27 protein-coding genes are annotated in these 26,574 nt (G+C 43.9%); 14 read left to right on the top strand and 13 right to left on the bottom strand.

Annotated elements, in window-relative coordinates; all coding sequences use genetic code 11:
• Nucleotides 1-730: 730 nt before the first annotated feature.
• The 3 genes from QZZ54_RS07665 to QZZ54_RS07655 form a co-directional block, all read right to left on the bottom strand.
• On the bottom strand, nt 731-1,723 hold the full coding sequence (locus QZZ54_RS07665; protein WP_290701105.1) for an aldo/keto reductase: 993 nt from the start codon (nt 1,721-1,723) through the stop codon (nt 731-733).
• 20 nt (nt 1,724-1,743) lie between these two features.
• Nucleotides 1,744-2,700 carry a Gfo/Idh/MocA family oxidoreductase gene (locus QZZ54_RS07660; protein WP_290701117.1) on the bottom strand — a complete coding sequence of 319 codons (957 nt, stop codon included), beginning with the start codon at nt 2,698-2,700 and terminating at the stop codon, nt 1,744-1,746.
• 139 nt (nt 2,701-2,839) lie between these two features.
• A complete protein-coding gene (locus tag QZZ54_RS07655) occupies nt 2,840-4,069 on the bottom strand; it encodes a LysR family transcriptional regulator (RefSeq protein WP_290701102.1) in 1,230 nt (409 codons plus the stop codon).
• A gap of 168 nt (nt 4,070-4,237) precedes the next feature.
• Between QZZ54_RS07655 and QZZ54_RS07650 the strand changes: the two genes are divergently transcribed.
• From QZZ54_RS07650 to QZZ54_RS07625, 6 genes are all read left to right on the top strand, one after another.
• Nucleotides 4,238-5,254 carry an amidohydrolase family protein gene (locus QZZ54_RS07650; protein ID WP_290701100.1) on the top strand — a complete coding sequence of 339 codons (1,017 nt, stop codon included), beginning with the start codon at nt 4,238-4,240 and terminating at the stop codon, nt 5,252-5,254.
• Nucleotides 5,255-5,268: 14 nt separating this feature from the next.
• The gene (locus QZZ54_RS07645) at nt 5,269-5,946 is read left to right on the top strand and encodes a 4-carboxy-4-hydroxy-2-oxoadipate aldolase/oxaloacetate decarboxylase (protein WP_290701097.1); all 678 of its coding nucleotides are present in this window, start codon (nt 5,269-5,271) and stop codon (nt 5,944-5,946) included.
• Nucleotides 5,939-6,997, top strand: coding sequence for a 4-oxalomesaconate tautomerase (locus QZZ54_RS07640; protein ID WP_290701094.1), 1,059 nt, complete (start codon nt 5,939-5,941; stop codon nt 6,995-6,997). Before QZZ54_RS07645 ends, QZZ54_RS07640 begins: the two co-directional genes overlap by 8 nt.
• Nucleotides 6,998-7,027: 30 nt before the next feature.
• On the top strand, nt 7,028-7,900 hold the full coding sequence (locus tag QZZ54_RS07635) for an amidohydrolase family protein (protein ID WP_290701091.1): 873 nt from the start codon (nt 7,028-7,030) through the stop codon (nt 7,898-7,900).
• Nucleotides 7,901-8,070: 170 nt separating this feature from the next.
• Complete coding sequence (locus QZZ54_RS07630) at nt 8,071-8,196, top strand: hypothetical protein (protein WP_290701088.1); 126 nt, start codon at nt 8,071-8,073, stop codon at nt 8,194-8,196.
• A 134-nt stretch (nt 8,197-8,330) separates the two neighbouring features.
• Nucleotides 8,331-8,708 (top strand): siderophore-interacting protein, encoded by a 378-nt coding sequence (locus QZZ54_RS07625; protein WP_290701115.1) that lies wholly within the window; start codon nt 8,331-8,333, stop codon nt 8,706-8,708.
• Nucleotides 8,709-8,962: 254 nt separating this feature from the next.
• Here the strand turns inward: QZZ54_RS07625 and QZZ54_RS07620 are convergent, their stop codons facing one another.
• From QZZ54_RS07620 to QZZ54_RS07610, 3 genes are all read right to left on the bottom strand, one after another.
• Entirely contained in the window at nt 8,963-9,376 is a 414-nt protein-coding gene (locus tag QZZ54_RS07620; protein ID WP_290701085.1) for a hypothetical protein, read from the bottom strand.
• Nucleotides 9,377-9,578: 202 nt separating this feature from the next.
• A complete protein-coding gene (locus tag QZZ54_RS07615; protein WP_290701082.1) occupies nt 9,579-10,424 on the bottom strand; it encodes a class III extradiol dioxygenase family protein in 846 nt (281 codons plus the stop codon).
• Nucleotides 10,417-10,818 (bottom strand): protocatechuate 3,4-dioxygenase, encoded by a 402-nt coding sequence (locus QZZ54_RS07610; RefSeq protein ID WP_290701079.1) that lies wholly within the window; start codon nt 10,816-10,818, stop codon nt 10,417-10,419. Before QZZ54_RS07610 ends, QZZ54_RS07615 begins: the two co-directional genes overlap by 8 nt.
• A 186-nt stretch (nt 10,819-11,004) precedes the next feature.
• On the opposite strand from QZZ54_RS07610, the gene QZZ54_RS07605 reads away from it, so the two are divergent.
• On the top strand, nt 11,005-11,895 hold the full coding sequence (locus QZZ54_RS07605; RefSeq protein ID WP_290701076.1) for a helix-turn-helix domain-containing protein: 891 nt from the start codon (nt 11,005-11,007) through the stop codon (nt 11,893-11,895).
• A 500-nt stretch (nt 11,896-12,395) separates the two neighbouring features.
• On the opposite strand, the gene QZZ54_RS07600 is transcribed toward QZZ54_RS07605, so the two are convergent.
• The gene (locus QZZ54_RS07600; protein WP_290701073.1) at nt 12,396-13,346 is read right to left on the bottom strand and encodes an AEC family transporter; all 951 of its coding nucleotides are present in this window, start codon (nt 13,344-13,346) and stop codon (nt 12,396-12,398) included.
• Between the two features lie 407 nt (nt 13,347-13,753).
• Between QZZ54_RS07600 and QZZ54_RS07595 the strand changes: the two genes are divergently transcribed.
• From QZZ54_RS07595 to QZZ54_RS07580, 4 genes are all read left to right on the top strand, one after another.
• Entirely contained in the window at nt 13,754-14,602 is an 849-nt protein-coding gene (locus QZZ54_RS07595; protein ID WP_290701070.1) for a shikimate dehydrogenase, read from the top strand.
• Nucleotides 14,603-14,621: 19 nt separating this feature from the next.
• Nucleotides 14,622-16,472, top strand: a complete 1,851-nt coding sequence (locus QZZ54_RS07590; protein WP_290701067.1) for a sugar phosphate isomerase/epimerase and 4-hydroxyphenylpyruvate domain-containing protein — start codon at nt 14,622-14,624, stop codon at nt 16,470-16,472.
• 228 nt (nt 16,473-16,700) lie between these two features.
• A complete protein-coding gene (locus tag QZZ54_RS07585) occupies nt 16,701-17,483 on the top strand; it encodes a hypothetical protein (protein ID WP_290701064.1) in 783 nt (260 codons plus the stop codon).
• Nucleotides 17,476-18,318: a TIM barrel protein gene (locus tag QZZ54_RS07580; RefSeq protein ID WP_290701061.1), complete on the top strand. Its 843-nt coding sequence runs from the start codon at nt 17,476-17,478 to the stop codon at nt 18,316-18,318. Before QZZ54_RS07585 ends, QZZ54_RS07580 begins: the two co-directional genes overlap by 8 nt.
• Here QZZ54_RS07580 and QZZ54_RS07575 read toward each other — a convergent pair.
• Complete coding sequence (locus tag QZZ54_RS07575) at nt 18,296-18,964, bottom strand: GntR family transcriptional regulator (protein ID WP_290701058.1); 669 nt, start codon at nt 18,962-18,964, stop codon at nt 18,296-18,298. The genes QZZ54_RS07580 and QZZ54_RS07575 overlap by 23 nt on opposite strands.
• Before the next feature lie 194 nt (nt 18,965-19,158).
• Between QZZ54_RS07575 and QZZ54_RS07570 the strand changes: the two genes are divergently transcribed.
• From QZZ54_RS07570 to QZZ54_RS07560, 3 genes are all read left to right on the top strand, one after another.
• Nucleotides 19,159-20,151 carry a tripartite tricarboxylate transporter substrate binding protein gene (locus QZZ54_RS07570; protein WP_290701055.1) on the top strand — a complete coding sequence of 331 codons (993 nt, stop codon included), beginning with the start codon at nt 19,159-19,161 and terminating at the stop codon, nt 20,149-20,151.
• Between the two features lie 93 nt (nt 20,152-20,244).
• Nucleotides 20,245-20,754, top strand: coding sequence for a tripartite tricarboxylate transporter TctB family protein (locus QZZ54_RS07565; protein ID WP_290701052.1), 510 nt, complete (start codon nt 20,245-20,247; stop codon nt 20,752-20,754).
• Between the two features lie 14 nt (nt 20,755-20,768).
• The gene (locus QZZ54_RS07560) at nt 20,769-22,265 is read left to right on the top strand and encodes a tripartite tricarboxylate transporter permease (RefSeq protein WP_290701050.1); all 1,497 of its coding nucleotides are present in this window, start codon (nt 20,769-20,771) and stop codon (nt 22,263-22,265) included.
• 115 nt (nt 22,266-22,380) lie between these two features.
• Here QZZ54_RS07560 and QZZ54_RS07555 read toward each other — a convergent pair whose 3' ends face one another.
• From QZZ54_RS07555 to QZZ54_RS07540, 5 genes are all read right to left on the bottom strand, one after another.
• Nucleotides 22,381-22,869, bottom strand: a complete 489-nt coding sequence (locus tag QZZ54_RS07555; protein ID WP_290701047.1) for a universal stress protein — start codon at nt 22,867-22,869, stop codon at nt 22,381-22,383.
• 379 nt (nt 22,870-23,248) lie between these two features.
• Nucleotides 23,249-23,701, bottom strand: coding sequence for a type II 3-dehydroquinate dehydratase (aroQ, locus tag QZZ54_RS07550; protein WP_290701044.1), 453 nt, complete (start codon nt 23,699-23,701; stop codon nt 23,249-23,251).
• A gap of 104 nt (nt 23,702-23,805) precedes the next feature.
• Entirely contained in the window at nt 23,806-24,012 is a 207-nt protein-coding gene (locus QZZ54_RS19180; protein WP_366645273.1) for a hypothetical protein, read from the bottom strand.
• An 849-nt stretch (nt 24,013-24,861) separates the two neighbouring features.
• A complete protein-coding gene (locus QZZ54_RS07545) occupies nt 24,862-26,277 on the bottom strand; it encodes an aldehyde dehydrogenase family protein (protein ID WP_290701041.1) in 1,416 nt (471 codons plus the stop codon).
• On the bottom strand, nt 26,274-26,573 hold the full coding sequence (locus QZZ54_RS07540; RefSeq protein ID WP_290701038.1) for a hypothetical protein: 300 nt from the start codon (nt 26,571-26,573) through the stop codon (nt 26,274-26,276). Before QZZ54_RS07540 ends, QZZ54_RS07545 begins: the two co-directional genes overlap by 4 nt.
• Between the last annotated feature and the right edge of the window lies 1 nt (nt 26,574).

The following is a 26,574-nucleotide window of genomic DNA, read 5'->3' as shown; positions in this document are numbered from 1 at the left end:
CATAAACATACTTAGGCCCAGGCTAGTTATCAGAAAAAATAAACAGCAACTTATTTTTTATATAGAAATAAATTTCAATCTAGATTTTTTATTACCAAAAATCACCATCCTAGACAGTTAATTTAAAACACCATGGAATTCAATTCTATGTTGACAAACCCACCAAATTTCTAAATTGACTTTCGTTATTTTATAAACAACTTACGCAGGGCGAGACTCTGCAAACAAGACGTTATAGTCAGTCATCATATTAGTACCTTCGTTAAATGCGTTTCATCGGTACTGAAAAATTAACGTCTCAACGAAAGCCAAATTCCGTGTTCTTCTGTTAGTCCACTGCTTCTTTTTAACATCCAAACGCACCTCCTCTAAGATTTCGGAAGTACTTAGCCACAACAAGATACCGCCCGAGATTGAACAAGTTGTAGACGGCAGCGTTAACACTGACAAAATTCTGAGCCTGCCGGAATGACTTGAACCGCCGCATTCCCCGCTCTCTCACCCGGGTCTGATGTGACAGCTCTGCTCTGTTGTTGGCATATTGAGACGTGTCGAGAATCGTCTCAGGGAGAGATTCTCGATGAGCGAAACTATAACTTCGCAATTTATCCGTTACTCTCTTCCTAGGCTCACCAAATTAACTTTGCAGTAGCCGCCTAACGAACCGCTTAGAAGCCTTGCCGTCCCGACATTCCCGTAGATTCCCTAGCTCTTCTCTGAAGCTATCCGCTCAAGCAACTTCTTCTGTATCAATCTCCGCTTGAGTTAGCGCGTTATAACGCGCTCCAACCACGGTATCCTGATTTATTATTTTATCTAACCGAGCGATAACATCTGCGCTTAGAAAGACATCCTTCGCGCTAAAATTTTCCTTAAGATGATTTAGATTTGTCGTACCCGGGATAGCGATAACATGTTCCCCCTGCGCCAGTACCCAGGCCAGAGCCAGCTGAGCAAGTGTGCAATTTTCCTGTTCAGCAACTTCCTCTATGGAATCCAGCAGCAGCAAATTTCTAGCATAATTATCCACTTCAAATCGCGGCATATCACGGCGAAGATCTTTTTCAGTCAGTGCATATATATCGCGGAGTTTACCGGTAAGGTAAGCACGTGCCAGTGGGCTGAAAGCAACAAAAGCGGCACCCAACTCACGACACGTATCCAAAACTGCAATTTCCGGATTACGGGTCCACAGCGAATATTCAGTTTGTACGGCAGATATAGGGTGAACAGCATGAGCTTTACGTAAAGTATCTGCAGAGACTTCTGATAAACCGACACCTCGCACCTTTCCTTCGGTCACCAGATCAGACAACGCGCCTACGCTCTCTTCAATCGGCACGTTCCGATCCCATCTGTGCAGATAATAAAGATCAATTACATCGGTTTGCAGCCGTCCCAAACTATCCTCGCAGGTCTTACGAATAACATCCGGACGACCATTAATCTCTCGTACGCCGGCATCATTTTTAAACATGCCGCACTTGCTTGCTAATACAAACTCATTACGGCGTTGTTTAAGAACCTTACCTAACAGAACTTCGTTATTACCAAAACCATATAATGCCGCGGTATCCAACATGTTGTAGCCCATATCTAATGCGCTCAGCAGCAGCTGCTCTGCCTCCTTTTCAGAAGGAGGGGTGCCATAGGCATGGGACAGATTCATACAACCCAAACCTATCGACGCACATTCAAACGCCCCCAACTTTCGATTAGACATATCTACCGCTCCTCCACAAATTATTCTGCTGCAATCAGGCATTGTTCCAATCGATCCAGCGTTTCCATCGCCGGGTAACACTGAGCCAGGCTCGAATTTGGCTCACGACCATCAATAATCGCGGCAAAAAATTCTCGATCCTGCAGCTCAATACCATTAAAGGAAACAGCTACATCAGATAAGTCGACTGGGTTACCTTTACCGTCTTCCAGATCATCATAACGAGCAACATAGGTACCCTTATCGCAGATATAACGAAAGAAGGTGCCAAACGGGCCATCATTATTAAATGATAATGACAGAGTACAAAGTGCTCCATTAGGTACTTTCATACCTATACTCATATCCAACGCGATACCTAATTCCGGATGAATCGGGCCCTGTATTGCTTGAACCTGCAAAGCAGTTTCACCGGTCTGATACTGAAACAGGTCTACGGTATGACATGCGTGATGCCATAACAGGTGATCAGTCCAGGAACGGGCTTCACCTTTCGCATTTGTATTTGTACGACGGAAAAAATAGGTCTGAACATCCATCTGCAGCACTTTTAGCTCGCCTGCCTGAACCTTGTCATGAATCCACTGATGACTAGGGTTAAAGCGGCGAGTATGTCCGGCCATAGCAACTAGCCCGGTCTCTTTCTGAAGAGCTACCATTTTCTTAGCATCTTCAATACTATCGGCCATCGGTATTTCGGTCTGTACATGCTTACCAGCCTTCAGACACTGAATAACCTGTTCAGCATGCACCTGAGTCGGTGTCGCCAAAATAACGCAGTCCACATCATCACGGGCCAGACTCTCAGCCAGATCAGTCGTGTAATGAGGAATATTATGCTCAGCGGCAAATGCCTTAATTTTTTCCAAATTAGAGCCGCCAACCACTGAAACGACTTCAGCGTCTTCAATGGCACTGATCGCTTCCAGGTGTTTCATACCAAAAGCACCGGCTGCACCTGCAATACATACTCTCATCATTACTGCTCACTCCGCTTAACTTGCAACTGATCTGCCATGACAGATCGATCTGTTAACTAAAAATTATCACTGAGATCCCGAAGAGGATAATTAAATAACCGACATCTCCATTCATTTTTTGCATAGACATTAAAAACTACTGATCACCCAAGTCACTTAAACGGTCTGAAATACGCAAACCTTCTATAAATGAAAGCTGCGTATTAGTTGGCCTCCAGCTTTTTCTAACCGTAACCCCAATTGGTCTATACGCCTGAACAACATCATAAGGAACAGGCTTAATAACCCCCGAAGACAATTCATGCTGAATCTGATGTTCTGATATTATTGTCAACCGGTCACTACCCATTAGCAGCGATCTAATCAATATTTGAGAACCACTCTCTACCAGCCGACTAGGCACTTCCATGTTTGCTTCAGAAAACAATGATTCAAATATTATTCGGGTTGGCGTACCTTTATGAGGTACCACCCAGGGGTACTGCTGCAGAGTATTCAGATCAATCTTGCCACCAGCTGTCGTCATAAGAGGATGATCAGGTCGGGCAACAATCGCGACAGGTGAGGAGAACAGCTCTTCTTGCAACACATCATCAGCAGGAGCAGGAAAGCGCAAAGCCCCTAACAATATATCAATATCACCGTGGCGCAGATGGTAGAGTAGATCATCATACGGGCCATCATTTACTTTCAAACGAAAGTCTGGATATTTCTCGGAGAAGCTAATAATCGTCTTTGGCAATAATGAAGTTCGAGCCAATGGCATACTGCCTATCACTAACTGCCCTACTTCCCGGTTATGCAGAGCATCTACTTCATCCCTACCTTGAACGATTTCGGAGAATGCCAGTTTGCAGGACTTCGACAACGCCTGCGCCGCTTTAGTTGAGCTGATACCGGTACTGGTTTTCTCAAATAGAACCACTGCGAGCAAGCCTTCAAGCTCCCTCGCAGCCCGATGAAGAGAGGACTGTGAAATACCCAAGTTACGGCCAGCAATGCTAAAGTTATGCGCCTCTGTCACCGCGATCAGCGCACGTAATTGAGTGGTCGTCAGCTGTTGCAGCAGATGCGACGGCTGCGCTTTGCTACCACCCAGACGTACCGCCCCTTTAAGCCCTGCCAAAATCATATCCATGGCTCGACGCACTCTCAATGCAAACAGCTCACCGGACTCGACGACAAACATTCCATCACTTCGGCGCTGAAATAACACTGTTCCCAATGATACTTCCAGCTTTGCTATCGCTTGGGTAATCGCAGGTTGCGAAAGAAAGACCTTTTCCGAGGCCTTACTAATACTCTTACACTGAACAACTTCCAGAAACACTCTGAGGTGCCTGATATTAGGGATTTCAAATGACATAAAACACTCCTCAACAAAACACTAAAAAACATAACCTATCTCAAAAACTAATACCAATACTTTAAAAACTGAATAGCTATTACCCCCGAATCAACAGGATACTGTGGTGTATAAAGCGGCCAGCTCATCGGCCAGAAGATAGGCAACAGACAAAAGAGAGAGTATCAAATGATTATCGACTGTCATGGACACTACACCACAACGCCACCAGGTGTTGGTGAATACAGGGACCAGCAGAAAGTTGAAATAGCTAAAGACCCTCGCCACAAAGGCTCCAAAGGTAACGTAGTAGTCAGCGATGATGAGATCATTGAAAGTATTGAGCAGAATCAGCTACGCCTGCAGCAGGAACGTGGTACCGATCTGACCATTTTCTCTCCCCGCGCCAGTTGGATGGGCCACCATATCGGTAATGAATACACCAGTCAGTACTGGACCGAGCATCAGAACGATCTGATTAAACGGGTATGCGATCTGTTTCCAAAGAATTTTGCCCCTGTCGCACAACTACCCCAATCACCCGGCGTTGATCCTGCGAAATCAGTTGCTGAGCTGGTGCGCACCGTAGAAGAGATGGGATTCATTGGCTGCAACCTAAATCCCGACCCTTCAGGCGGCCATTGGCAGGACGCTTCGCTGGGCGACAAGTTGTTCTACCCACTATATGAAAAGATGTGCGAGCTGGATGTTCCGGCCATGATACATGTAAGCGCTTCGTGTAATGACTGTTTCCACACCACCGGTTCTCATTATCTTGGGGCAGATACCACCGGCTTCCAACAACTGATTATGTCCGATGTTTTTAAAGACTTCCCTGACCTGAAGATCATTATCCCCCACGGCGGTGGTGCTGTACCCTATCACTGGGGACGCTTCCGCGGTCTGATGCAGGATCAAGGCTATGAACCACTTGAGACCTCTGCGCTGAAGAACATCTATTTCGATACCTGTGTTTATCATCAAAAAGGTATCGATCTGCTGCTGGATATCGTGCCAACTGAAAACATCTTGTTTGCATCAGAGATGATAGGGGCCGTTCGTGGTATTGATCCGGAAACCGGTCACTACTTCGATGACACTAAGCGTTATATTGATAACAACACGCTACTGTCAGCTGAACAGAAACAGATGATATTCGAAGGCAATGCCCGCCGAGTATTTAGCCGACTTAAAATCGTCGAATAATCAGGAGAGTCCCGATGCAAGAGAATATAGTAGTTCAGCATATTGAACGGGCAGATGCCGACGTTATCGCTGCGTTGGGTAAGTGCGGTGTTGCAACAATACATGAAGCTCAGGGCCGTCGTGGCCTGCTAGCGGACCACCTGCGCCCAATTCAACAGGACGTAACCATTGCCGGTTCTGCGATTACTATTTCCGGGGCTGCCGGTGACAACTGGATGATGCACGTTGCCATCGAGCAGTGTAAGCCTGGGGACATCATGGTGTTTGCGCCAACCTCCCCATCTAACTTCGGTTTCTTCGGCGACCTGCTGGCTACGTCAGCCCTTTCTCGTGGTGTTATAGGGCTTATTATTGATGCCGGCGTTCGGGATACCCGTGACCTACGACAAATGAACTTTCCCGTATGGGCGAAGCATGTGTTCTCCCAGGGCACCATCAAAGAAACTCTGGGTTCAGTTAATATTCCAATGGCTTGCGCCGATGAAATTGTTAACCCAGGGGATATCATCATCGCAGACGATGATGGTGTTGTCGTAGTACGCCGCGAAGAAGCGGAAGCAGTACTGGCTGAAGCACTGGCCCGCGAAACCCGCGAAGAAGATAAGCGGGTGCGTATGGCTAACGGAGAGCTGGGACTGGATATCTACAACATGCGCCCCCGTCTGAAAGAAAAAGGCCTGAAGTATGTTTGATTCAGCACGGTGCATGTGGATGCGGGGAGGCACCTCAAAAGGTGCTTACTTCCTCGCCGAAGACCTACCGACTGATATCGCTGAACGCGATAGTTTCCTGCTCCGCATAATGGGTTCACCAGATCCACGTCAGATCGATGGTATTGGTGGTGCAGATCCTCTTACCTCAAAGGTTGCTATTGTTAAACGTTCTGAACGCCCGGGCGTTCATGTCGACTATTTGTTTCTGCAGGTATTTGTAGATCAGGCGAACGTCACGGACGCACAGAATTGCGGCAACATTCTCGCGGGTGTCGGCCCTTTTGCAATCGAACGCGGGCTCGTTGAACCCAGCGGAGATGAAACATCTGTTGTCATCTTTATGGAGAACACCGGTCAGATCGCCATCGAACAGGTATCCACTCCGAATGGCAACGTCCGTTATCAGGGCGAGGCCCATATTGATGGTGTACCTGGAACAGCCAGTGCTATTCCAGTGACCTTTCAGGATACCGCCGGATCAAGTTGCGGCGCCTTACTACCCACCGGAAATCAAGTCGATATCATCGATAACATACCAGTAACCTGTATCGACAACGGCATGCCTGTCGTCGTTATGACCGCTGAAGACTTAGGAATATCCGGGACTGAAACACGGGAACAACTGGAACAAAATGTAGCGTTGAAATTACGCCTTGAATCGATCCGCCTGCAAGCAGGCCCGATGATGAATCTCGGTGATGTTACCCATAAGTCAGTGCCGAAAATGACCATGGTCAGCCGCGCAACTCAGGGTGGTTCAATTTCAACCCGAACCTTCATACCACACCGCTGCCACGCCTCTATCGGTGTATTGGGTGCAGTCAGCGTTGCTACTGCCTGTATCCTGCCAGGCTCACCCGCTCACGCACTGGCAGATATCCCACCCGGTGCAACTAAGACAATGCCGATTGAACACCCCATAGGTGAGATGACCGTTATTCTTAAAATGAATAAACAGGGCGATGCTGAAAGCGCTGCAATACTGCGTACAGCACGTAAATTGTTTGATGGCGAAGTTTTTGCTAACTGAGCCTTTGCCAACTAAAGAATAGGAACGAAAATGGACGCTAATTACCTTCCATTCCATGACAACCCAAGTAAACCAGAATTTAAAGTACCAACAGGTGCTGTCGATGCTCACTGTCACGTCTTTGGCCCAGCGGATAAATTTCCTTACCATCCAAAACGTAAATACACCCCTTGCGACGCATCTAAAGATCAACTCTTCTCCCTGCGTGACCATCTCGGGTTCGAGCGCAATGTCATCGTTCAGGCGTCTTGTCACGGAACCGATAATGCCGCCCTGCTGGACGCACTTAACACAGCAGGAGAACTTGCCCGTGGCGTAGCGGTTGTTGATCCTGCCATCAGCATGGAAGAACTCAAAGAGATGCACCATGCAGGCGTACGGGCCGTACGTTTTAACTTCGTGAAACGCCTGGTGGACTCGACGCCAAAAGAGGCTTTCCTCAGCGTAGCAGAAAAGATTAAACAGCTGGACTGGCATATCGTGGTCTACTTCGAAGCACCGGATCTAGAAGAGCTTATCCCTTTTCTTAAGCAGCTAGACACCACGATCGTTGTTGATCACATGGGTCGTCCGGATGTTGCCAACGGCGTTGAACACCAAGACTTCCAGCGTTTCATCAATCTTATGGCTGAAAACCCGAACGTATGGACCAAAGTCAGCTGTCCTGAGCGATTAACCCTTCAAGCGCCTGACTACAGTGATGTTGTTCCTTTTGCCCGCACCCTGGTTGAGACATTCCCTGAACGCGTACTCTGGGGAACTGACTGGCCGCATCCCAATATGAAGTCGCATGTGCCGGACGATGGCAATTTAGTTGACGTGATTCCGCTGATCGCTCCGACTGAAGAACTGCAACGAAAGCTATTAATCGACAATCCAATGCGCTTGTATTGGAACAAATAAACTAGGTCCCACACTTAGCAGATATAGACTGTTTTAGTGTCAAAAGCCCCGATGCAAAACAACGGGGCTTTTTCATTTATTGAACATTTCAGTAATTGCCATATCCAGGCCCTAATTTATGACTAAAATAACCTGACAATAAAATATTAAATACTGCTTCCGGAACCTCTATGGCCAAGCCCTCACCCACCCTGTTTACCGTCACAAAAAACACCAGCATCAGTACAAATATGCGTCGAATATGTATGACTGGAGAAGCGATGAAGCAATACCCCAAAAATACTGTTGGCGGTTAAGTAAAGCTGATACTACCCCATCAGAACCTTACCAAACCTCAACTACGCACGTATACCATCAGCGCTATTAACTACGCCACCAACAGCATGCAGATTGATTTCGTAGACATCCAAACGGTGGGCCTGCTAAACCTATAGCCCTTGCAGCTGACTGGTTTTTAATTACCGGCGACATGACCGCAATACCAGCTATAAATAACAACTTGAAAGGACTTCCTGAAAAGGCCCGAGGCTATCTGGTCATTGAAATCATTTCAGAACAAGACCAAAGCCTGCTTAATCACAGCGAGGTTCCAGACGGACTGGAAATCATCTGGTTGATCAATGCCCTGCCTGACACTACAAAAACCTTCAGCAAGGCCATTATTCAGCTACCATGGCTGAACGGGGAGCCCACTATCTGGGTGGCAGCAGAACTTGAAGAAGTTCTCAGAGTCCGCCATCACTTTACGACAATGCCCCGGATAAAAAAGGTAATATGTATATCAGTAGTTACTGGCAATACGGAATGAGTGAAGAACAACATAAAATTGAAAAGCAAAAGCAAAAGCAAAAGCAAAAGCAACTTTAGCCATAAGATGCTTGCAAGAAACCTGTTTATCGTTATCTCATCAACACTCTGGCTATCGGTCTGCAACAGGCAATTTCCTGAGTACAAAGTCAGAGCGTACGGTTCTAATTACATCATTAGAAAAACCATTACCACCCCGTCAGTGAAACGATCCACATCAGACAGGACCCCTGGTTCACGTTTGAGTAGGTAAGATTATAACTCCTGACTCACAGCATCTAACTGCTGTGCTAAGCTCATTTCTTTATTAAGAAGCAGATAGCTTACCTGACGCTTAGATAACGCCGAAAGAGCTTCCAGACTAGGCTTCCAGCCTTGCTCTTTAAACTTTACCACCACCTTTACATCATACCTATCTACCATAGCCAAAAGCTCACTGGGATAATGCAATTTACCTCCATTCATCTCATTAAGATGACTCCAAGGTTCTTCATCTATAAATGCGACTACATTAATCAGACCTTTGTCTATCAGCATTGAAGATAATTGGTAGCTATTAAACCCCACATCGATAAAAACCAGCCTTACTGGCACCACTGCTGACTCAGAAAGGCGGCACCAGAACTTCGCTAACCTGTTAAAAATCTTATCTATGCGCGGAAACATCATATCTGAATACAGCCTTCCTGATCTGTTAACTCAATGAACCTAGTCCGAAAGATAACGCGCATAATCCGCAAACGAAGCAACTCCGCGATTAAAACACAATCAACTACTAAGCCAAACTCAACAAGCCCCTGCTAGCAGAGGCAAAACCAGAAGTATTTCTAGTACAAGTTTCTAAACCACCCTAAATTAAGCTCTTTTCAGGTCAGTCTTCTTCACCCGTCAACAACAAGACACCCGCACCTGTATTAGAAATAGGCGCATGATAGTGTTTATGCTGGCAATTAACTTTGCCGCCCAAGGCTCCGCGCATAACCAACCACATAATAGTTTCAATACCTTCGGTACCGGCTTTCTCAATAATTTCAGCATTACTCTGCTTATAAAACCAAGAAGGATCATTGATTATGCTTTCCATAGTGGCCAAGTCGTAGTCAACATCGATAATACCGGCTCGTTCACCCTGCAACTGATGTGACATACCACCGGTACCAGCAATCACTACATTTAAATTTTCAGGGTAAGATTCAATCGCAGTCTTTAGCGCTTGACCCAATTTATAGCAACGCTCAGCACTAGGTAACGGGTGCTGCACTGTATTAACAACCAAAGGAACAGTTTTAATCGGCCATATTTCATGGTCGCCAAACAGTACCCGCATGGGGTTAACAAAGCCGTGATCTACCAGCATTTCTTGGCAGGTACACATATCGAACTCTTGGTTGATCAAAGACTCAGCCAAATGCCAGGAAAACTCCGCATCACCGGCAAAGGGTGAGGTTGGCTTTAAACCCCAGCCCTCATCGGCATTTTGATATTCGTCGGCACAACCTATGGCAAAGGTAGGCACTTTATCCAAGAAGAAATTTAAACCATGATCATTATAGACAATGATGATGACATCGGGCTTTTTATCCGCCAGCCAATCTTTGACAGGCTGATAGCCATCGAAGAATCGTTTCCAATAGTGCTCTTGGGTCAGGCCATCAGAAATAGCATTACCCACAGCAGGGATGTGTGAGGTGGTTACGCCACCGATAATTTTAGCCATTCCAATAACCTCCTTCACGCTCTAAGCGTTGCTCTAGATTTTCGCGTTTTTTTAACAGCTTTGCTTTAAATTCATCACCCGAAATCCCCTGGAATGCGGCACCAGCATCTTGCACCGATACACCTCGAGGAATACAAAACTTAGCCATATAGTAAATATTGGTACCAGCGCGCAAAATATTTAGAAATTGCTGTTCAACTACCAATTTTTTCTGTTTTTCGTTGAGGCCAAATTTATCGCAATAGGCAGCCGGGGCGGCATTAAACTCATCGCGGCACTCGACATTATTAAAAGAATAGAACAGCTTGTTTAAGGCGTAGGAGCTATGCGCTCTCTCACCGTCGAACACATAAGTGCCCGGGATATCATCGTAATCATGCTTTTTCCAAACCATGCTGATTGCCCTTTATATTGTTTAAGTTCTCGTATAAGCGTTTAAGTAATTTCTTATCTAAGCTTAACGAATAATTTCTTCACATATTGTTTATGTATTTTTCTACAATATAGACGCATAATTAAGAGATAAAACAACATATCTATTGTACTTTTCGAATACTGAATAGCAGGAGCGAATTTTCTAATGGCTCAATGTCCTAACATACCAACGGTTCAGATTTATGGTGAAAAAGATCAACAAGTCACCCCTGATCTATTGCACTGCGAGCCATTAATAACTCGTAGCCGGGCACACCAATTTAGTATAAGGCCACACCGGCATCACGGGTTGAGTCAGATATTCTATTTAAAAAACGGCAGTGGCGAAGCCAATCTGGACGGTGATCCAACGACAATAAAAGGCCCATGCCTCATTGTTATTTCAGAAATGTGTGTACACGACTTTCTCTGGTCTGACGATGTTTCAGGCTATGTTTTATCCATCGCAAACCCTCTACTAGATAACGTGGGAGCGGTAATTCAAAAAGAGCGTCCGGTAATAAAATCGACTCTGATAATGACCGTACGCAGAGAGCAGAAGCAACTGGAGTCGATCCTTGAACTAATCCAGTTTGAATATAACCAATCGGTTATCAGTAGTCGCTCTGAGGCGCTTGGTGCGCTAGTACAAATTCTATGCATCTGGTTAGAACGTAACGCTGTTCAGCGTCACTTTGCCGGTAACTCTCAAGACAAAAAGAGCGAATATCTTAACCGCTTTAGCGACCTGATAAACCGTGATTTTATTCAGCATAGAAAAGTGGAAAGCTACGCTAAAGAACTGGGTATAACAGCCCCCTATCTCAATAACCTATGTCAACAACTGATACAACGCAGCGCCCTGCATATGGTTCACAACCGGCTGTTACTAGAAGCAAAGAGACACCTAATCTATACGGTGTTGAGTATAAACGAGATCGCTTACGAACTGGGGTTTAATGATCCTGCGTATTTTAATCGTTTTTTTAAGCGGCTCTCTGGCTTAACCCCCAAGCAGTTTCGTGTGAAAACGATCAACAGCAGTGACCTCGCTTAAATGATTGCCCTCGTCGATGGAGGCTGTAGGGCCCTTTATGGAGAAAAATCTCAGATCCAATATAAAGAGTAAGGTGATTGGACTAGCTCATTAACTTCTCACACTTGAATTATCGTTTCTATTACACGAAAATTTTGTATCCATTACGCACTAACTAGAGATAAGCAACTCCTAGAATCATATCGCTGAAACGCTCCGACTAGTTCTCCAGTAAGCCCTCTCTTTTCAACTCAATCATTGTGCCACTACACCGTTCAATTATATCTGAGCGTGGAGAGCTAGATAGTTTCTTCAGCGGAATTTTTACAAGCCCTCTGTCTCTGATACTCTTTTGCTCTATCATTCTTATATTCTTTAGCCAAACACCCATCTGGCAGAAAAAGATTAAACCCAGCATATTCTCCAAGAACACCTAACTTCTTTATGCTCACAGCTGATAAGAGGAATCTCTTCCTTAGAGTCCTCTTATCAGATATAAAACTATGCCAAGCACCCATACTTTAGATCATATGTAGGAGACTCAAAACAACACTCACACTGAAAAAAGACAATATAGTCGCTACCAGTAAAGCACCTGAACAAAAAGTTTGATAACCATATTGCCCGCCAATAATCGGATAGATACTGAGCATCGGGGATGCCGCAAACAAAACTGCTGCTTGTTTCATTTCAGTGGCCATGCCCGGAAAGACAAACACAACCATAAGCCCAACGATAAGCGGATGAAGCAGTAACTTAAAGCCTGACACAATCGCAATATCTGCAAGACTTGAACGGATAGATACACCGACAAGCGATCCCCCAATAATAATCAGCGCGACTGGCGCAGACCCTGCACCCAGGAGCACAAGTCCCTGTTCAGCAAACTCAGGTAATGCCAAACCTGATAATGAAAATACCACACCACAGATGACCGATTGAATAATAGGATTCAACATCACCTTCTTTCCGATCGAAGACACCATCCCCAGTGATATTTTTTTATGCTCGCCCTCTTTTGCTGAAGCAAACTCTATAAAAGCAAGCGCCACCGGAAAAAGAATAATATTTTCAACCAAAATAACCATAGCAAACGCTTGGGCTGGTGGTGATTGGAAGAATTGAAGCATCACAGGCAAACCGATAAAGGCACTATTGGGTAAAGCACTGCCCAACCCCTTTATGCCTGCAAAAATCGAAGTACTTTGCAATACAAACCTGTTCGCTAAAATTCCGAGTACAAGCACACCTAAACAACCAGCGGAATAAGACAGTATGTACTGCATATCTACCAGTTCTGAAATTGGCATTTCCGATATCTTAGAGAAAATCAATGCAGGCAAAGCCATAAAAAGAACAAATTTACTCATTCCAGACAAAGCACTCTTAGGAATCAGAGTAGAGCGTACTGCAATAAATCCGAACAAAATAATAAGAAAAATAGGTGCTGTAATATTGATAATTGCGATCATGAAGAACCCATAGGACTAGAAAAAGAGTTGATTATGGGGCCATGTTAATGATATTTAGCCGGATACAGCTAATAAGTTAATCGATCAATGTATTAGTTTTTTAGATTACAGATAAATTCTTAACAAGAGTATAACTTAAGTCTAAAGCATTGAATTTAAAAGGACTTCACTACTTATTGAATTTCGCCCTGAACGACCTCAGCAACCTCAGCAGCTCCCCCCAACAAAAAAACATATCATCCTACTCAATTTTATTGATATTATTTATTCCATTAGATACTACATAAGTAATATAAACGAACTTAAATCAACAGATGCTATCAACAAGAAATAGTATTAAGCATTATCTAACCTACAATAAATGCACCAGCAACACTTAAATGTTTGCAGAACGGAGACTCTCAGCAATGAAATTAGGACTTATTGGCCTGTCCATTCAAAAATCTAGCTCCCCTAGCATGCACAAAATGCTGGGCGAACTTTATGACCTCCCTATTTCGTATGATCTGAATGAACCTGTGGAGAATACCTCTGAAGCATTCAATACAACGCTAAGGAAAATCCGCTCTCAAGGATATAAGGGATCTAATGTCACATACCCTTTTAAACAAACAGCTTTGGATCAGTGTGACTCAATTAACACCGCAGTAAAACTCGTAGGGGCCACAAATACACTGCAGATATGTGATGCTGAAATTAAAGGCTTCAACACAGACTATTCTGGATTTATTCGTGGATATCGAAACCGACTGGGAAATACACCCGCAGGACAAGTATTGCTGATTGGCGCAGGGGGAGTTGGCCGGGCAGTTTCATTTGCACTGTCCGAGCTGGGCGCTACCAACGTTGTAATATATGACCTTTATCCAGAAAGTGCATCATCACTCGCGGATTCCATGAATGCTTCAGGTTTTAGCGCTTCAACGGTAACCCTTGATGAGCTAGAGACTGCTGCACAAGATTGTAATGGGCTTGTAAACTGCACCCCTATCGGGCATTACAAAACCCCCGGCTTACCTATCTCTGCTTCTGCCATTGGATCTCAAGAGTGGGCGTTCGACGCAGTATACACACCCGTGGATACTGAATTCCTTCTACAATGCAGAGCTGCTGGCATAAAAATAATCTCAGGTTTCGATCTTTTTTTCTACCAGGCTCTGAATGCTTTTGAGATTTTCACCGGCATAAAGCCTGACGCCGAAAAAGTCATGGCTGAATACACTAAACGCTATGACATCATAAGCTCTCTCATCTAACAAATCCGGAATAGTAATTATGAAGTCATCCATCGCTACTGTATCCATTTCGGGAACGTTACCTGAAAAGTTACACGCGGCAGCTGCAGCAGGGTTTCAGGGAATTGAGATATTTGAAAACGACCTTATTCAATTTGAAGGAAGTGCAACAGATATTCGCGATATGGCCAAAGATCTGAATCTAGAGATCGTCGCGCTTCAACCCTTTAGGGATTTTGAAGCAATGCCTGAACCATTTCGCAGCCAAAATTTTTATCGCGCTCGTAAAAAGTTCGAGCTAATGCACCAACTCGGAACTAAAAAATTACTGATCTGCAGCTCGGTTTCTCCTCACCTTATCAACGATCCAAACAGGGCCTCTGCTGATCTATACGAACTGGCCGACATTGCCAAGCAGGAAGGTTTCAACATCGGTTATGAAGCCCTTGCTTGGGGTCGATATACTGCTGATTACGGTGATGCATGGAATATTGTCAAACATGCTGATCACCCAAACTTGGGAATAGTACTTGATAGTTTTCACATGTTTGCCAGGGGCAATACATTGGATATCCTCAGAAAGGAAATACCATTAGATAAAATTGCTCTGGTTCAGGTCGCCGATGCTCCGGCACTACAGATGGAAGTTCTCCATTACAGCCGCCACTATCGATGTTTCCCTGGCCAGGGTGATTTGCCAGTCAAAGAGTTTGTTCAGTGTCTCAGAGATAAAGGCTATAACGATTACCTTTCCCATGAAATATTTAATGACGAATTCCGCTCTTCCCCTGCCGCGGAGAAAGCGATCGACGGTATCCGTTCCTTAATATGGCTCGATGAGAAAACATCAAAACAAGCCACAAAAGAGGTCGATGAAGGTATCACTGATGTCGAATTTATAGAATTCGCGTTACCTAAAAACTCAGATAAGAATCTACTAGAATTACTGAACGCTATGGGCTTTTCAGAAACTCATATCCACCGTTCAAAGAATGTCACTCTGATGCGGCAAGGAAATATTAACCTGGTAATGAACAGAGAGCCTTCCAGTCAAGCACATGAACATTTTGAAACCCATGGCACCTCAGTCTGCGCGTTAGCCATGAAAACAAATAACCTAAAGCGCACATTCGAACGAGCTAAGCATTACCACTGCCAATGCTTTATGAATCAGGCAGGCCCGGGTGAACTCAACATTCCTGCAATAAAGGCGATTGGTGACAGTCTAATTTATCTACTCGACGATCAATCTAAAGTCAGCTTTTTCGACGTGGATTTCAAGCCATTAATGGATCAACCTTATACAGGAATCGGGCTAAGCAACATCGACCATATAGGACAGACTGTCGCACATACTGATTTTTTATCTGCTGCATTTTTCTACAAATCATTACTAGAATTCGATATCACTCCCAATCAAGATCTAGCAGATGTGAATGGACTGGTAGTCAGCCGACTCGCGGTCAGTAACAATATGAAAGTACGTATTCCCTTGAATATGACATCAACTTCTAGCGCATCTTCACGTCGCTTCCTTGATAAGACCAAGGGATCCGGAGTTCAACAAATAGCTTTCTCCTGTGAAGACATATTTTCTACGGCTGCGGCCATCGGTAACAAGTTTCTGTTACCTATTCCGGATAATTATTATCTCGACCTCGATGCCCGCTTTGCTATAGATCCAGACCAGCTTATTCTAATGCAGCAAAGCAACATTATGTACGATAGAAATTCAGATGGAGAATTCTTTCACTGCTATACGAGAGAGAGCAATGGCGTTTTCTTCGAAATTTTACAACGCGTAGGTCATTACCAGCAGTATGGTGAGCCTAACGCTCACATAAGACTTGCAGCACAATCAAGGCTGCACCAGAAAACACTGCTGAAGTAATAAAAGAAGGCCTTATTTAAATGCTGTTTTATTTTTTCCAGTTATCAAAATGCCCTCTATAGAGCTACATTTAAAACAGCACAAACACATGAACAATAGCACTTAGCCGATTAAATCCTACATAATTGATTATATAGTATGAATGATGTATATTAATTACAATCATTAAGCAAAATCAGATCTCCTGTACTAACCTGAACCAGATGAGATACCTCACCAGGATGCACAATGACTAACAACTCCGTTACAACACCGAAAGGCCTTGAATTTGTAGAGATTGCCACTGCGGATCCCGCTACTCTTGAGCAACTTTTACAACAACTTAATTTCAGATTGGTAGGGGTACATCGAAGTAAAGCTGTCAAACTTTACCGACAGGGGGAGTTGAATTTGATTGTAAATGCAGAATCAGAGTGCAAGCTGTTTCTGAATAATCAGGTATCGGGTAGTCAGATAAAAGCATTCGCGGTAAAAGTAGATGATGCAAAGCTAGCACATGAAGAATTACTACATAAAGGAGCCTGGAGCTGTAGCTCTTCTCCTGGAGCAATGGAACTGAACATACCCGGCATAGAGATTATAGGTGGATCAGTACTATATCTAATTAATAATAATGAGAATTTTAGTATTTATGATATTGATTTCACGCCGATCCCCCCCCAGGATCAACCATCACCCGTATTCAACAAGATAGAAGCTCTATCTCTATCTATTGCTCCACAACATTACAAGCAGTGGCAGGACTTATTTACACAATTATTGCATTTCAATATTCAGGGCGACCAACTGATCAGCCCTGATCAGTCCTTCAGACTGTTACTAAAATCAATGAAAGATGACAACATTACCAACGAAGGGATCTCTGCAATTCGTCTCAGTGTACAAAGTGACAATAAAAGTGCATTAGAACCGTTTCTATCTGATGCGACAGAAGATGGGGAGAGCTTTAGGACATTGCAAAACTTTCCTGAAAGTATCGGTTTTACTATAGAGGTAGAACGTCATGATTGAGAACCGAATAATTCTTAATGTTGGAGTTCTTCCTTACAATTTGGAAAAAAAATTAAAGCTTGCCGCACAACTGAAATTCGATGTCATAGAAATTGGCAATATCGACCTAACCTCTCCAGATCAAAATCTGCAAACTAATGCCAAAACCCTGCAAAGAAGCGCACTGAAAATTGCCGCATTTCACGAGCTTAAAGATTTCCTGGGTCACCCCTCCAATTTAATGAATTATAAAATGAACTTGGCTAAGTCTAACCTGCGGTTAATGGAGGATGTTGGAGCCAACCTACTTATCGTCAGCCCTGCAACGGAAAATTATAGCAAGCCAGACTTACAACGTATGGTTGATGAACTCAGAGCACTCGCCATTCTAGGAACTGTCCGCGGAGTACGAATCGGCTTTAAACCTCTCCCATGGTCTCAGAGTATTAATAACTACCGGGATGCGATAGAACTGATTACACAAGCCTGTAATGCGAACTTGTGCTTAGTAATTGATAATGTCGCTCTGCGCCACTGTAGTGATGAGGGTCTAGCAGAACTTATTAAAGATATACCGATGGATATGGTCGGGCTCGTTCAACTCTCGGCCATCGATAGCCCGAAACCAGAAAAAGAACACATCATTCCTGCACGAATGTTAGCTACATCCGCAAGTCACGAGCCCGTTATTCCCAAACTAATTGACCTTATGGAACAACAAGGCTACCGAGGCAGATATTCACTCTATGCAGAATCATCCTCATATCACCACTGTTCTGAAGAGATTATTTGCACAGAGATAACCAACTGTCTTAGATACGTTAAGGGACTGATCAATCAAACAGCGTCTCAATAACCTGAGCATTTGATCTTTCAATGTGGTTAAAGAGAAGGTTACTAGCTTCATCTATTTCACGTCTGAATGCTGCATCCATGATCAGTTGATGATCATCCACGCTCTCCTCCTTACTTTTATGCCCCTTATTGATCAAGGACAACCGGCGAAATCGCTCAGACTGATCGAAAAGCGTAGAGATAAAACGTAGTTGCCATACGGATGGGCAGGCACTGATGAGCGCCATATGAAAACGACGATTTTCCTTAATAAGCGACCCTACCTTGTCTCCACCCATATCATTTTCGAATGCCTGCTTCCTGATAGTCATCTCGCGATGACGGGCACCGGCAATCTCCGCTTCCCAATCAAGGCTCCCATGCTCAATAGACTGACGAAAAGCATCAACTTCCAACATAAGCCGTAACCGCGAAACCTCTTTAAACTCCTCAAGAGAGACAGGGGCAGCCCAATAACCACGCTGCCCTTTTCGAGCCACTAACCCTTCTGCAGAAAGACGAGATAGAGCTTCCCTTACAGGTGCAGCACTGGTTTCATACTTACCAGTCAGTAGACTAATCGATAGTTTGCTGGAGGGCTCAATACTCCCATCCAATATATCTCCACGTAACCGAAGGTAAGCTACACTACTATCAGTTTCCTTCATAAGAGCTCCAGATTTATATCTTAGTTAATGAAGCAAGCTTACCGGATTTCAAAGGAAGAGCAATATCTGATAATTCAATGACCTGAACTAAAAACTAATATGTAATAAAATAAAACATATGTAATAATACAGATACTACAAAAAGGAAATTGTAGTACATAAAAAGAATATGAACATTAAAAATGGGTGTTGTTATGAATAAACGTCTCATCTGTGCACTTGCTGCACTCTCTATTATTGCCGCTCCGGCATTCGCAGAGTTCCCTAAAAAAGATATTCAAGGTGTTATCCAATGGGGTGCTGGCGGCTCAACTGATACAGTTATGCGATCAGTTACTCCCCATGCTGAAAAAGAACTTGGTGTAGATATCGTAATGACTAACCGCACTGGCGGCGTTGGCGCAATCGCAACAAAATTCGTTTACGCTAAGAAGGCTGATGGTTACACCTTACTAATGGGTGCTGAAAACCCTCAGATGTACAAGACACTGGGGCTTGCTAACTTAGATTACGGGGACTTTACTCCAATCAATATCCTCGCCCGCGGCATCCCAATTTTCGTTGCTAACAATGACGCTCCTTTCAATAACATGAAAGAGTTTACTGAGTATGCTAAAGCCAATCCTGGGATGGTAAAAGTTGGCTCTACTGGCCCAGGCGGATTGACCTCGATTGTACTTGCGATGCTCGACTCTCAGGTAAAACTAGATCTCACTAATATCCCATATAACGGCGATGGTCCTGCCCTAACAGCGTTGCAATCAGGCGCTCTTGATGTAATGCCGGCTGTACTTGGCGCAGCGATTGAGCATGTAAAAGCCGGTCGTATGAAAGTGATTGGGTTAGTTGATGTTAAAACAAACGACCTGTTGCCTGGCGTCTCACCAATCACAGAGGACTTTCCAGGTTTTTCAAGCTTCCTTCCATGGGGCCCATTCTTTGGTGTTTTCGTGAAAAATGACACTCCAAAGGCAGCAGTAGATAAACTGGTAGCGGCTTACCACACCGCGGCACAAAACCCAGACTTTATCGATCTGATGAATAAGCGCGGATTTTCAATCATGAACGTGGCTGGTCCGGAAGCTGAGAAATTTCTTAACACCTACCGTTCAGTATCTTCATGGATAGTACATGACGCTGGCTTTTCAAAAAAATCTCCTGAGGAGTTTGGCATCCCTCGTCCATAATTTCGCTAAGTTTTAATAGATACTGAAAGCGCTGATAATCTTTCATTATCAGCGCTTTTTTCCTTAATGGACAACAATAAGGATAGATATCCAATGACTGCTATTCATGCCAAAAAACCTGGAGAAACCTTGTTTGGTTTCCTAGTACTGACTTTTAGCCTCTTTCTCTTTTGGCAATCTTATGAGATTTCGGGGTTCACTGCTCTAAGTTCACCTGGTGCTTTCCCTCTAGCAGCCAGCGGCATCATGGTTTTTGCCTCATGTATTAACCTGCTAAAAGATATCCGACGTCCGGCTGAAGTCGGAGGCTTTGAAGTTTTCTGGAGTAAAGTCCTTCCCCCTATTGTCTCCATCATGATTGCTATCATTTTTACCTTTGGTATCATATTAGATACCCTTGGTTTTATCATTTCAGCCCTTCTCTTTTTAATTATCAGCATTCAGTTTCTGCATCAAAAAGGTTTAGTTCGCTCAGTCTTACTTTCTCTTCTATCCCTGATAGTTATTTATATCGTATTTCGACTCGTATTCAGCGTAATTCTGCCTGAAGGAATTATTCCTGAGCGTGAGATCATGGCCTGGATCGGGTCTTTGCTTAATTAATACAGGTTGCCATTATGGAAGCTTTGAACTATTTCGCCACATCCTGGACATCTCTGGATTTGCTTGCTCTGACTGCATTGGGTACTTTTTTAGGCGTTTATATCGGTGCAATTCCGGGCCTTTCGGTAACGATGGCCGTATCTATACTTATCTCATTTACATTCTCTTGGGATGTAAACAACGCACTTTGCCTTATGGTTGGCATCTTTATGGGCGGAGTGTATGGCGGTTCACGTACTGCAATACTGTTAAATATTCCCGGAGCACCATCAGCAATAGCCACAGCACTTGATGGCTATCCTATGGCGCTTAAAGGGGAAGCCGGGGAAGCGATCGGCTTATCAACCGTTATGTCTGTCATCGGTGGATTTGTCGGAATTATCGTTCTCGCGCTAGCTGCTCCCGTTGTAAGCGAATTTGCTTTGAAATTCCAGCCCCGCGACTATTTGATGCTGGGAATCTTAGGAATTATGCTAGTAGGTTCATTGTCAGGTAACAATCTGACTAAAGGGGTTTTTGCCGGTGCCTTTGGTATGCTTATCGGTACAGTAGGACTTGATCCGTTGACAGCAGAAGAACGCTTTACTTTTGGCGTTGTCGAGTTATGGAATGGTATAAACCCCATTGCTGTTATGATTGGTCTTTTCGGTGTATCTGAAGCACTCACTCAGCTTCACTATATGAATAAAGCTGCTATTAAGCAGAAAATTGACCGCATCATTCCACGCTGGGCTGATGTCAAAAAATACCTCCCACTAAGCTTACAAACTTCAAGCATAGGCGTGATTGTCGGTGCACTCCCTGGCACCGGTGGCGATATAGCTGCACTATTAGCCTACGATCATGCAAAAAGAGTAACTAAAAATCCAGAAGTTCCTTTCGGCCAAGGCGCTAAAGAAGGTCTAATAGCGCCTGAAGCAGCTAACAATGCTGCTGTTGGGGGGGCATATATTCCAATGCTAACACTAGGTATTCCTGGTGATGCTGTAACTGCGGTGTTCCTAGGCGCACTATTTATTCACGGACTAAATCCAGGCCCCCTTCTACTAACTGAAAATCCGCAAATGTTCTGGTTTACCGTCGGTAACCTAGCGCTGGCAAACATATTTGTACTTATCTTCGGACTAACCGGAATTAAGTTATTCTCTAAAATTGTTGAGTGCCCGAAGGGAATTCTAATTCCACTAATTTTGCTGCTCTCTGTGGTCGGTGCCTATGCCATCAACAACTCAATCGCAGATATATGGTGGATGCTTGGATTTGGCGTAATCGGATACTTTATGAAACAATACGATTACCAAGTCGGACCAGTAATCCTCGGTGTAATTCTAAGCCGACTGATGGATGAAAACTGGCGCCGTTCAATTATATCCGAACGAGAAAGTCTGCCAGATTTCTTTATTAATCTACTTAGCAGCCCCCTATCCCTGGTTCTATTTATATCAATCTTACTGATATTTATCTCTCAGACCCCTATTTGGGCTCGAGCAAAAGCAATGGTATTTAAATAAGCGGTATCAAGCTCGAGCAATAACAGTTGGCTCCTCCTTTACGGCTTACTTTGTAAGCCGTTTTTTTTGGTTAAAAAAAATCCGGCAGAGCCGGATTTTTCATTCTAAAACTAAATTAATCAAGCGGAATAATCAAAACGGGACAAGTTGCGTGAAATAATACCTGGTGTGCTGTAGATCCTAATACTACCTGACTCAGCTTGCTGTGAGTCCGAGTTCCCATCACTATCATATCCACACTCTTATCTTTCGACACCTGAAGTATTGTTTCCGCAGTCATTCCCGTTTGAACGCAAACCTCAGGTTCAAATGGTAACTTCATATCACCAGTCAACTCGTCATCACAAAATCTATTTATACGCGAAAAAATATCATCCTGAACACGTCGATAACCTTTGTCTCTAATTTCCGCTATCTCATCATCATTAAAACAGTGACTTGCTGCCCTCTCTGCCATAGGGCTTAGCGGCTCTATCACGTTAAGAAAAATAAGCTTTGCATTATGAGCTACTGCATGGGATACAGCGACACGAAAGGCGTTTCGCCCATCGTGCCCCAGTAAGTCAGATGCATACAAGATTGAATCTATAGTTTTTAAAGGCATCGTATTATTATTCCTATTTTCAAGTGACCGTCAAACAACCGATCAGCGCAATTCAAGTTATAAACAGACTAGCAGTAAAGGATATAATACGGCCAATTGATCTTTATGCTCTATCTATTCAATTTTGCAATACGTAATCAATTAAAATCAATCTACTTTAGAAGTAGATACATAAATCAAAGATAACATTGCTACAGGAAATCTGAAGAATCCAAAAAAATCGTAAATAAAGGAGGCGTAGATTTGCAATGAGAAATACTAACCAATAGAAATAGACTACCCCTCTTTCTATTCCACATAATTCAGGCCTTACGCGCACCATCGCACGCATAAAGCCTGAATAACTTCAACTAAGCGAGAACAATAGACTCAACTTCACCTATTTCTTCAGCTTAGTAATCAACCCATTAATCCCTAATACGTAACCATAAGCCCCCATACCAATAACAATACCTGTGGCTGCCGGAGAGATATAAGAATGATGTCTGAATGCTTCACGGGCATGTACGTTACTGATGTGCACCTCGATCACAGGCACCTCCGTACCTTTAATTGCATCATGCAGAGCTATCGAGGTATGGGTATACGCACCTGGATTAAATACAATACCTAAAAGCTTACCCTCTAACATCAGCTCCCTGGCCTCATGAATCGCATCCACTAGCATACCTTCATGATTGGACTGCCTAAAGTCGACTTTACAACCATGGGCTTTAGCCGCCTCGCGACACATAATTTCAACATCCGCCAATGTTTCATAGCCATATTGTTCAGGTTCACGGGTGCCCAACAGGTTAAGATTTGGACCATTAAGAATCATCAAAGTAGACATAAAGTTTTACTCATATCAGGTGCAACAACCATTTATTGTAATTAATACTTACTTAAACAAAAGATCCGGCTCAGGCAATAAAAGCTTCAGCACGGTATCCTGAATTATCCTACACAGCTCAGTCCAGCCCGTTTCACTAAAGAGCTCTTCACCAAACGCTGAGGAAAATGTAACCCGATTAGACACATTAAAAAACACATTGCACTTATCTGCCAGTGAAGTCGTTCAGCCGACAATTCGCTCCGAAAAATATTCTTATCAACTCCTGCGAAATAGACCTCTTTAACCCGCGAAATAGCCGGTGCATTAATCTTCGAAAAACGTTACTTGTCACCTAAGCACATGCCTCGATGAATATTTACTATTATCACTAGCCGAATAAAAGAAAAATAATTTTTATGATAGTTGAAAGTGAAACTTATTAATTTTTTCTTCGCCTCTTGTGGGTTAGTGAGGACCTGATCTAGTGCTAGCTCGCCTTGCTGCGTGTCAACGTGGGTTTTCTCTATTACTTTACGATACAAACCCTCATTACCACCAAAATAGTAATAGATCATCCGTTTAAATGTCTTCGTTTTGTCAGCTATTATATTTATTCGAGCACCAGCAAAGCCTTTCTCTGAAAACTAAAGCAAGGCTGCCTCGAGTATATTTTTCTTAACCGCCTAATGTTTCGTTTTCAGATCTTATATCTTCTTTATTATCAATCATACAATTCAACAGTTGATTTTTCTTATAACAATTTAAATACTCTACCTCTTAAAAAGAGGAAGTAAATACTTTTAACCGTTTGGTACATTAAATTAGGGAGCTATGATTAAGCCCCCCATTAGGGCCTCTCTGATCAAGTCCTCCAGATCTGGCACAATAGCGCTTCATTTCTTTAGAGAGATCGACCATGGAGATAGATAGGGAAGGCTCGGCGATTTAAGGCCCTATACTACCTGAAACACCGTATGAAATAGAGACCTATTCGGGACATCCTTAGGCCAATAAGTGTCTACGAAAAGCTGGTCAGTCCAATAGTCGGAAAATCCCTAATGAAGTCTGATCAGTTCAAAGTAATGCCACTAACGTATGACATGTAAACTTTTTTCTATTCATTAAAAAGAGGGCCAAAGCCCTCAAGCTAGAGCAAGTTGGTAAACCTATACCATGCGTTATGATTTAGCCCTATTAACAATATGTGTTCGAGTATACTCCTTCAATCCATCCAGACCGAACTCAACCCCAAAACCGGACATCTTACATCCGCCAAACGGACAATTAGGCAGCACCTCTGCATGATTGTTGATCCAGGTTGTCCCCGCTTCAATACGATGAACAAGCGAACTGGCGTAATCAGTATCCGCAGACCAGACAGAACTCCCCAACCCATTGCTGTTTTTATTGGCTTCAGCTATCGCTTCATGGGGGTCAGAAAACTTGATGATCGGCAGCACCGGACCAAACTGTTCCTCGTCAACCAAACGCACACCATCGGACAGACCAGAAATCAATGTGGGAGGATAGAAAAAGCCACTCCCTGCCGGACGATCACCACCACAGAGCACCTGCCCTCCCTGACGAATAGCATCAGTAACCAGATCTTCGACGATCGCCAGTTGAGCGGCATTCTGAACCGGACCAAAGGTGACCTCAGGGTCAAAACCATCACCTACCTTTGAGGCGCTTGCTATCTCACACAGTTTTTCGCACATCGCATCGTAGATGGATTCATGCACGTAAAGTCGTTTAATCGCCGCGCAGGTTTGTCCCATATTAAGAAACGCCGCCTGAAAAATTCTCGGTGCCAGCAACTCGACATCCTCATGAGCGAGAACAAAGGCCGGATCGTTACCACCCAGCTCCAGCGTTAACCGCTTTAGGTTCACCGCTGCATTTTCCATTATTTTCTGACCGGTAGCGGTTGAACCGGTAAACACTATTTTACTGATATCTGCGTGTCGGCTGAGGGCATCACCCACCACAGCGTCACCGACAACCGAATTTATCACGCCCGGCGGAATAACCCGGTTGATTAATTCGACTAGAAACAGAGTACTCAGCGGGGTATAGTTGGACGGTTTAATCACCACCGTATTACCTGTTTTAATCGCAGGGATAATGTGCCAGATCGCGATCATCACCGGCCAATTCCAGGGAGTTATCGAAGCGATAACTCCCAGTGGTCGATGGTGCTGTTCAACGACGCGCGCTGCTGAGTCCTCTATCACTTTCGGCGGTAAAGACAGAGAGACCGTATAGTTAACCCAGCTAATCGATGCATCCACTTCGAGCATAGCCAGGCCAAGCGGTTTACCCTGTTCTTTGGTAATGAGCTCAGCCAACTCAGCTTTGTTTTCAGCGATGACCCCTGCAATTTTTTTCAGGGTATTATTGCGTTCGTCTTCTGAGGTGTTTTTCCAGTACGAAAAAACATTCAGCGCACTCCTGACCGCTGCGTCAACCTGCTCTAAAGAGGATTCGTGTATCTCAGTTATGGGTAACTCTGTAGCAGGGTTTACCACATTAATGACTTTATCAGCGCCACTAACGAGTTTGCCATCGATACATTGTTGATAAGTGTTCATCATTTTAGAACCTCGTATGTTGTTGCTGTTGATATGCTTAAGCCACGGGTTGCCAGCTGTTCTGCTTCAGCAGCCAATGCATGCCCAATGTCGGAGCCAAGAGCACTCTCAAGCGCCTCAGAGGTTTCAAAATTGGCGATGCACATAAGAAACTCATCCTCATCAGAATCAAGCAGATAATAAGTTGCTGAAACCAGTTCCTTAAGTTGCTGCATTTTAGGCAGATGGCTCTCCTGATATGCCGTCATAAAATCGTCGACTGAATCAGGCTTTTTATATTTAACAATCAGACTATTCATG

This window comes from Amphritea sp., assembly GCF_016744155.1.
Classification (GTDB): Bacteria; Pseudomonadota; Gammaproteobacteria; order Pseudomonadales; family Balneatricaceae; genus Amphritea.
This window is presented reverse-complemented; position numbering and strand designations above follow the sequence as displayed.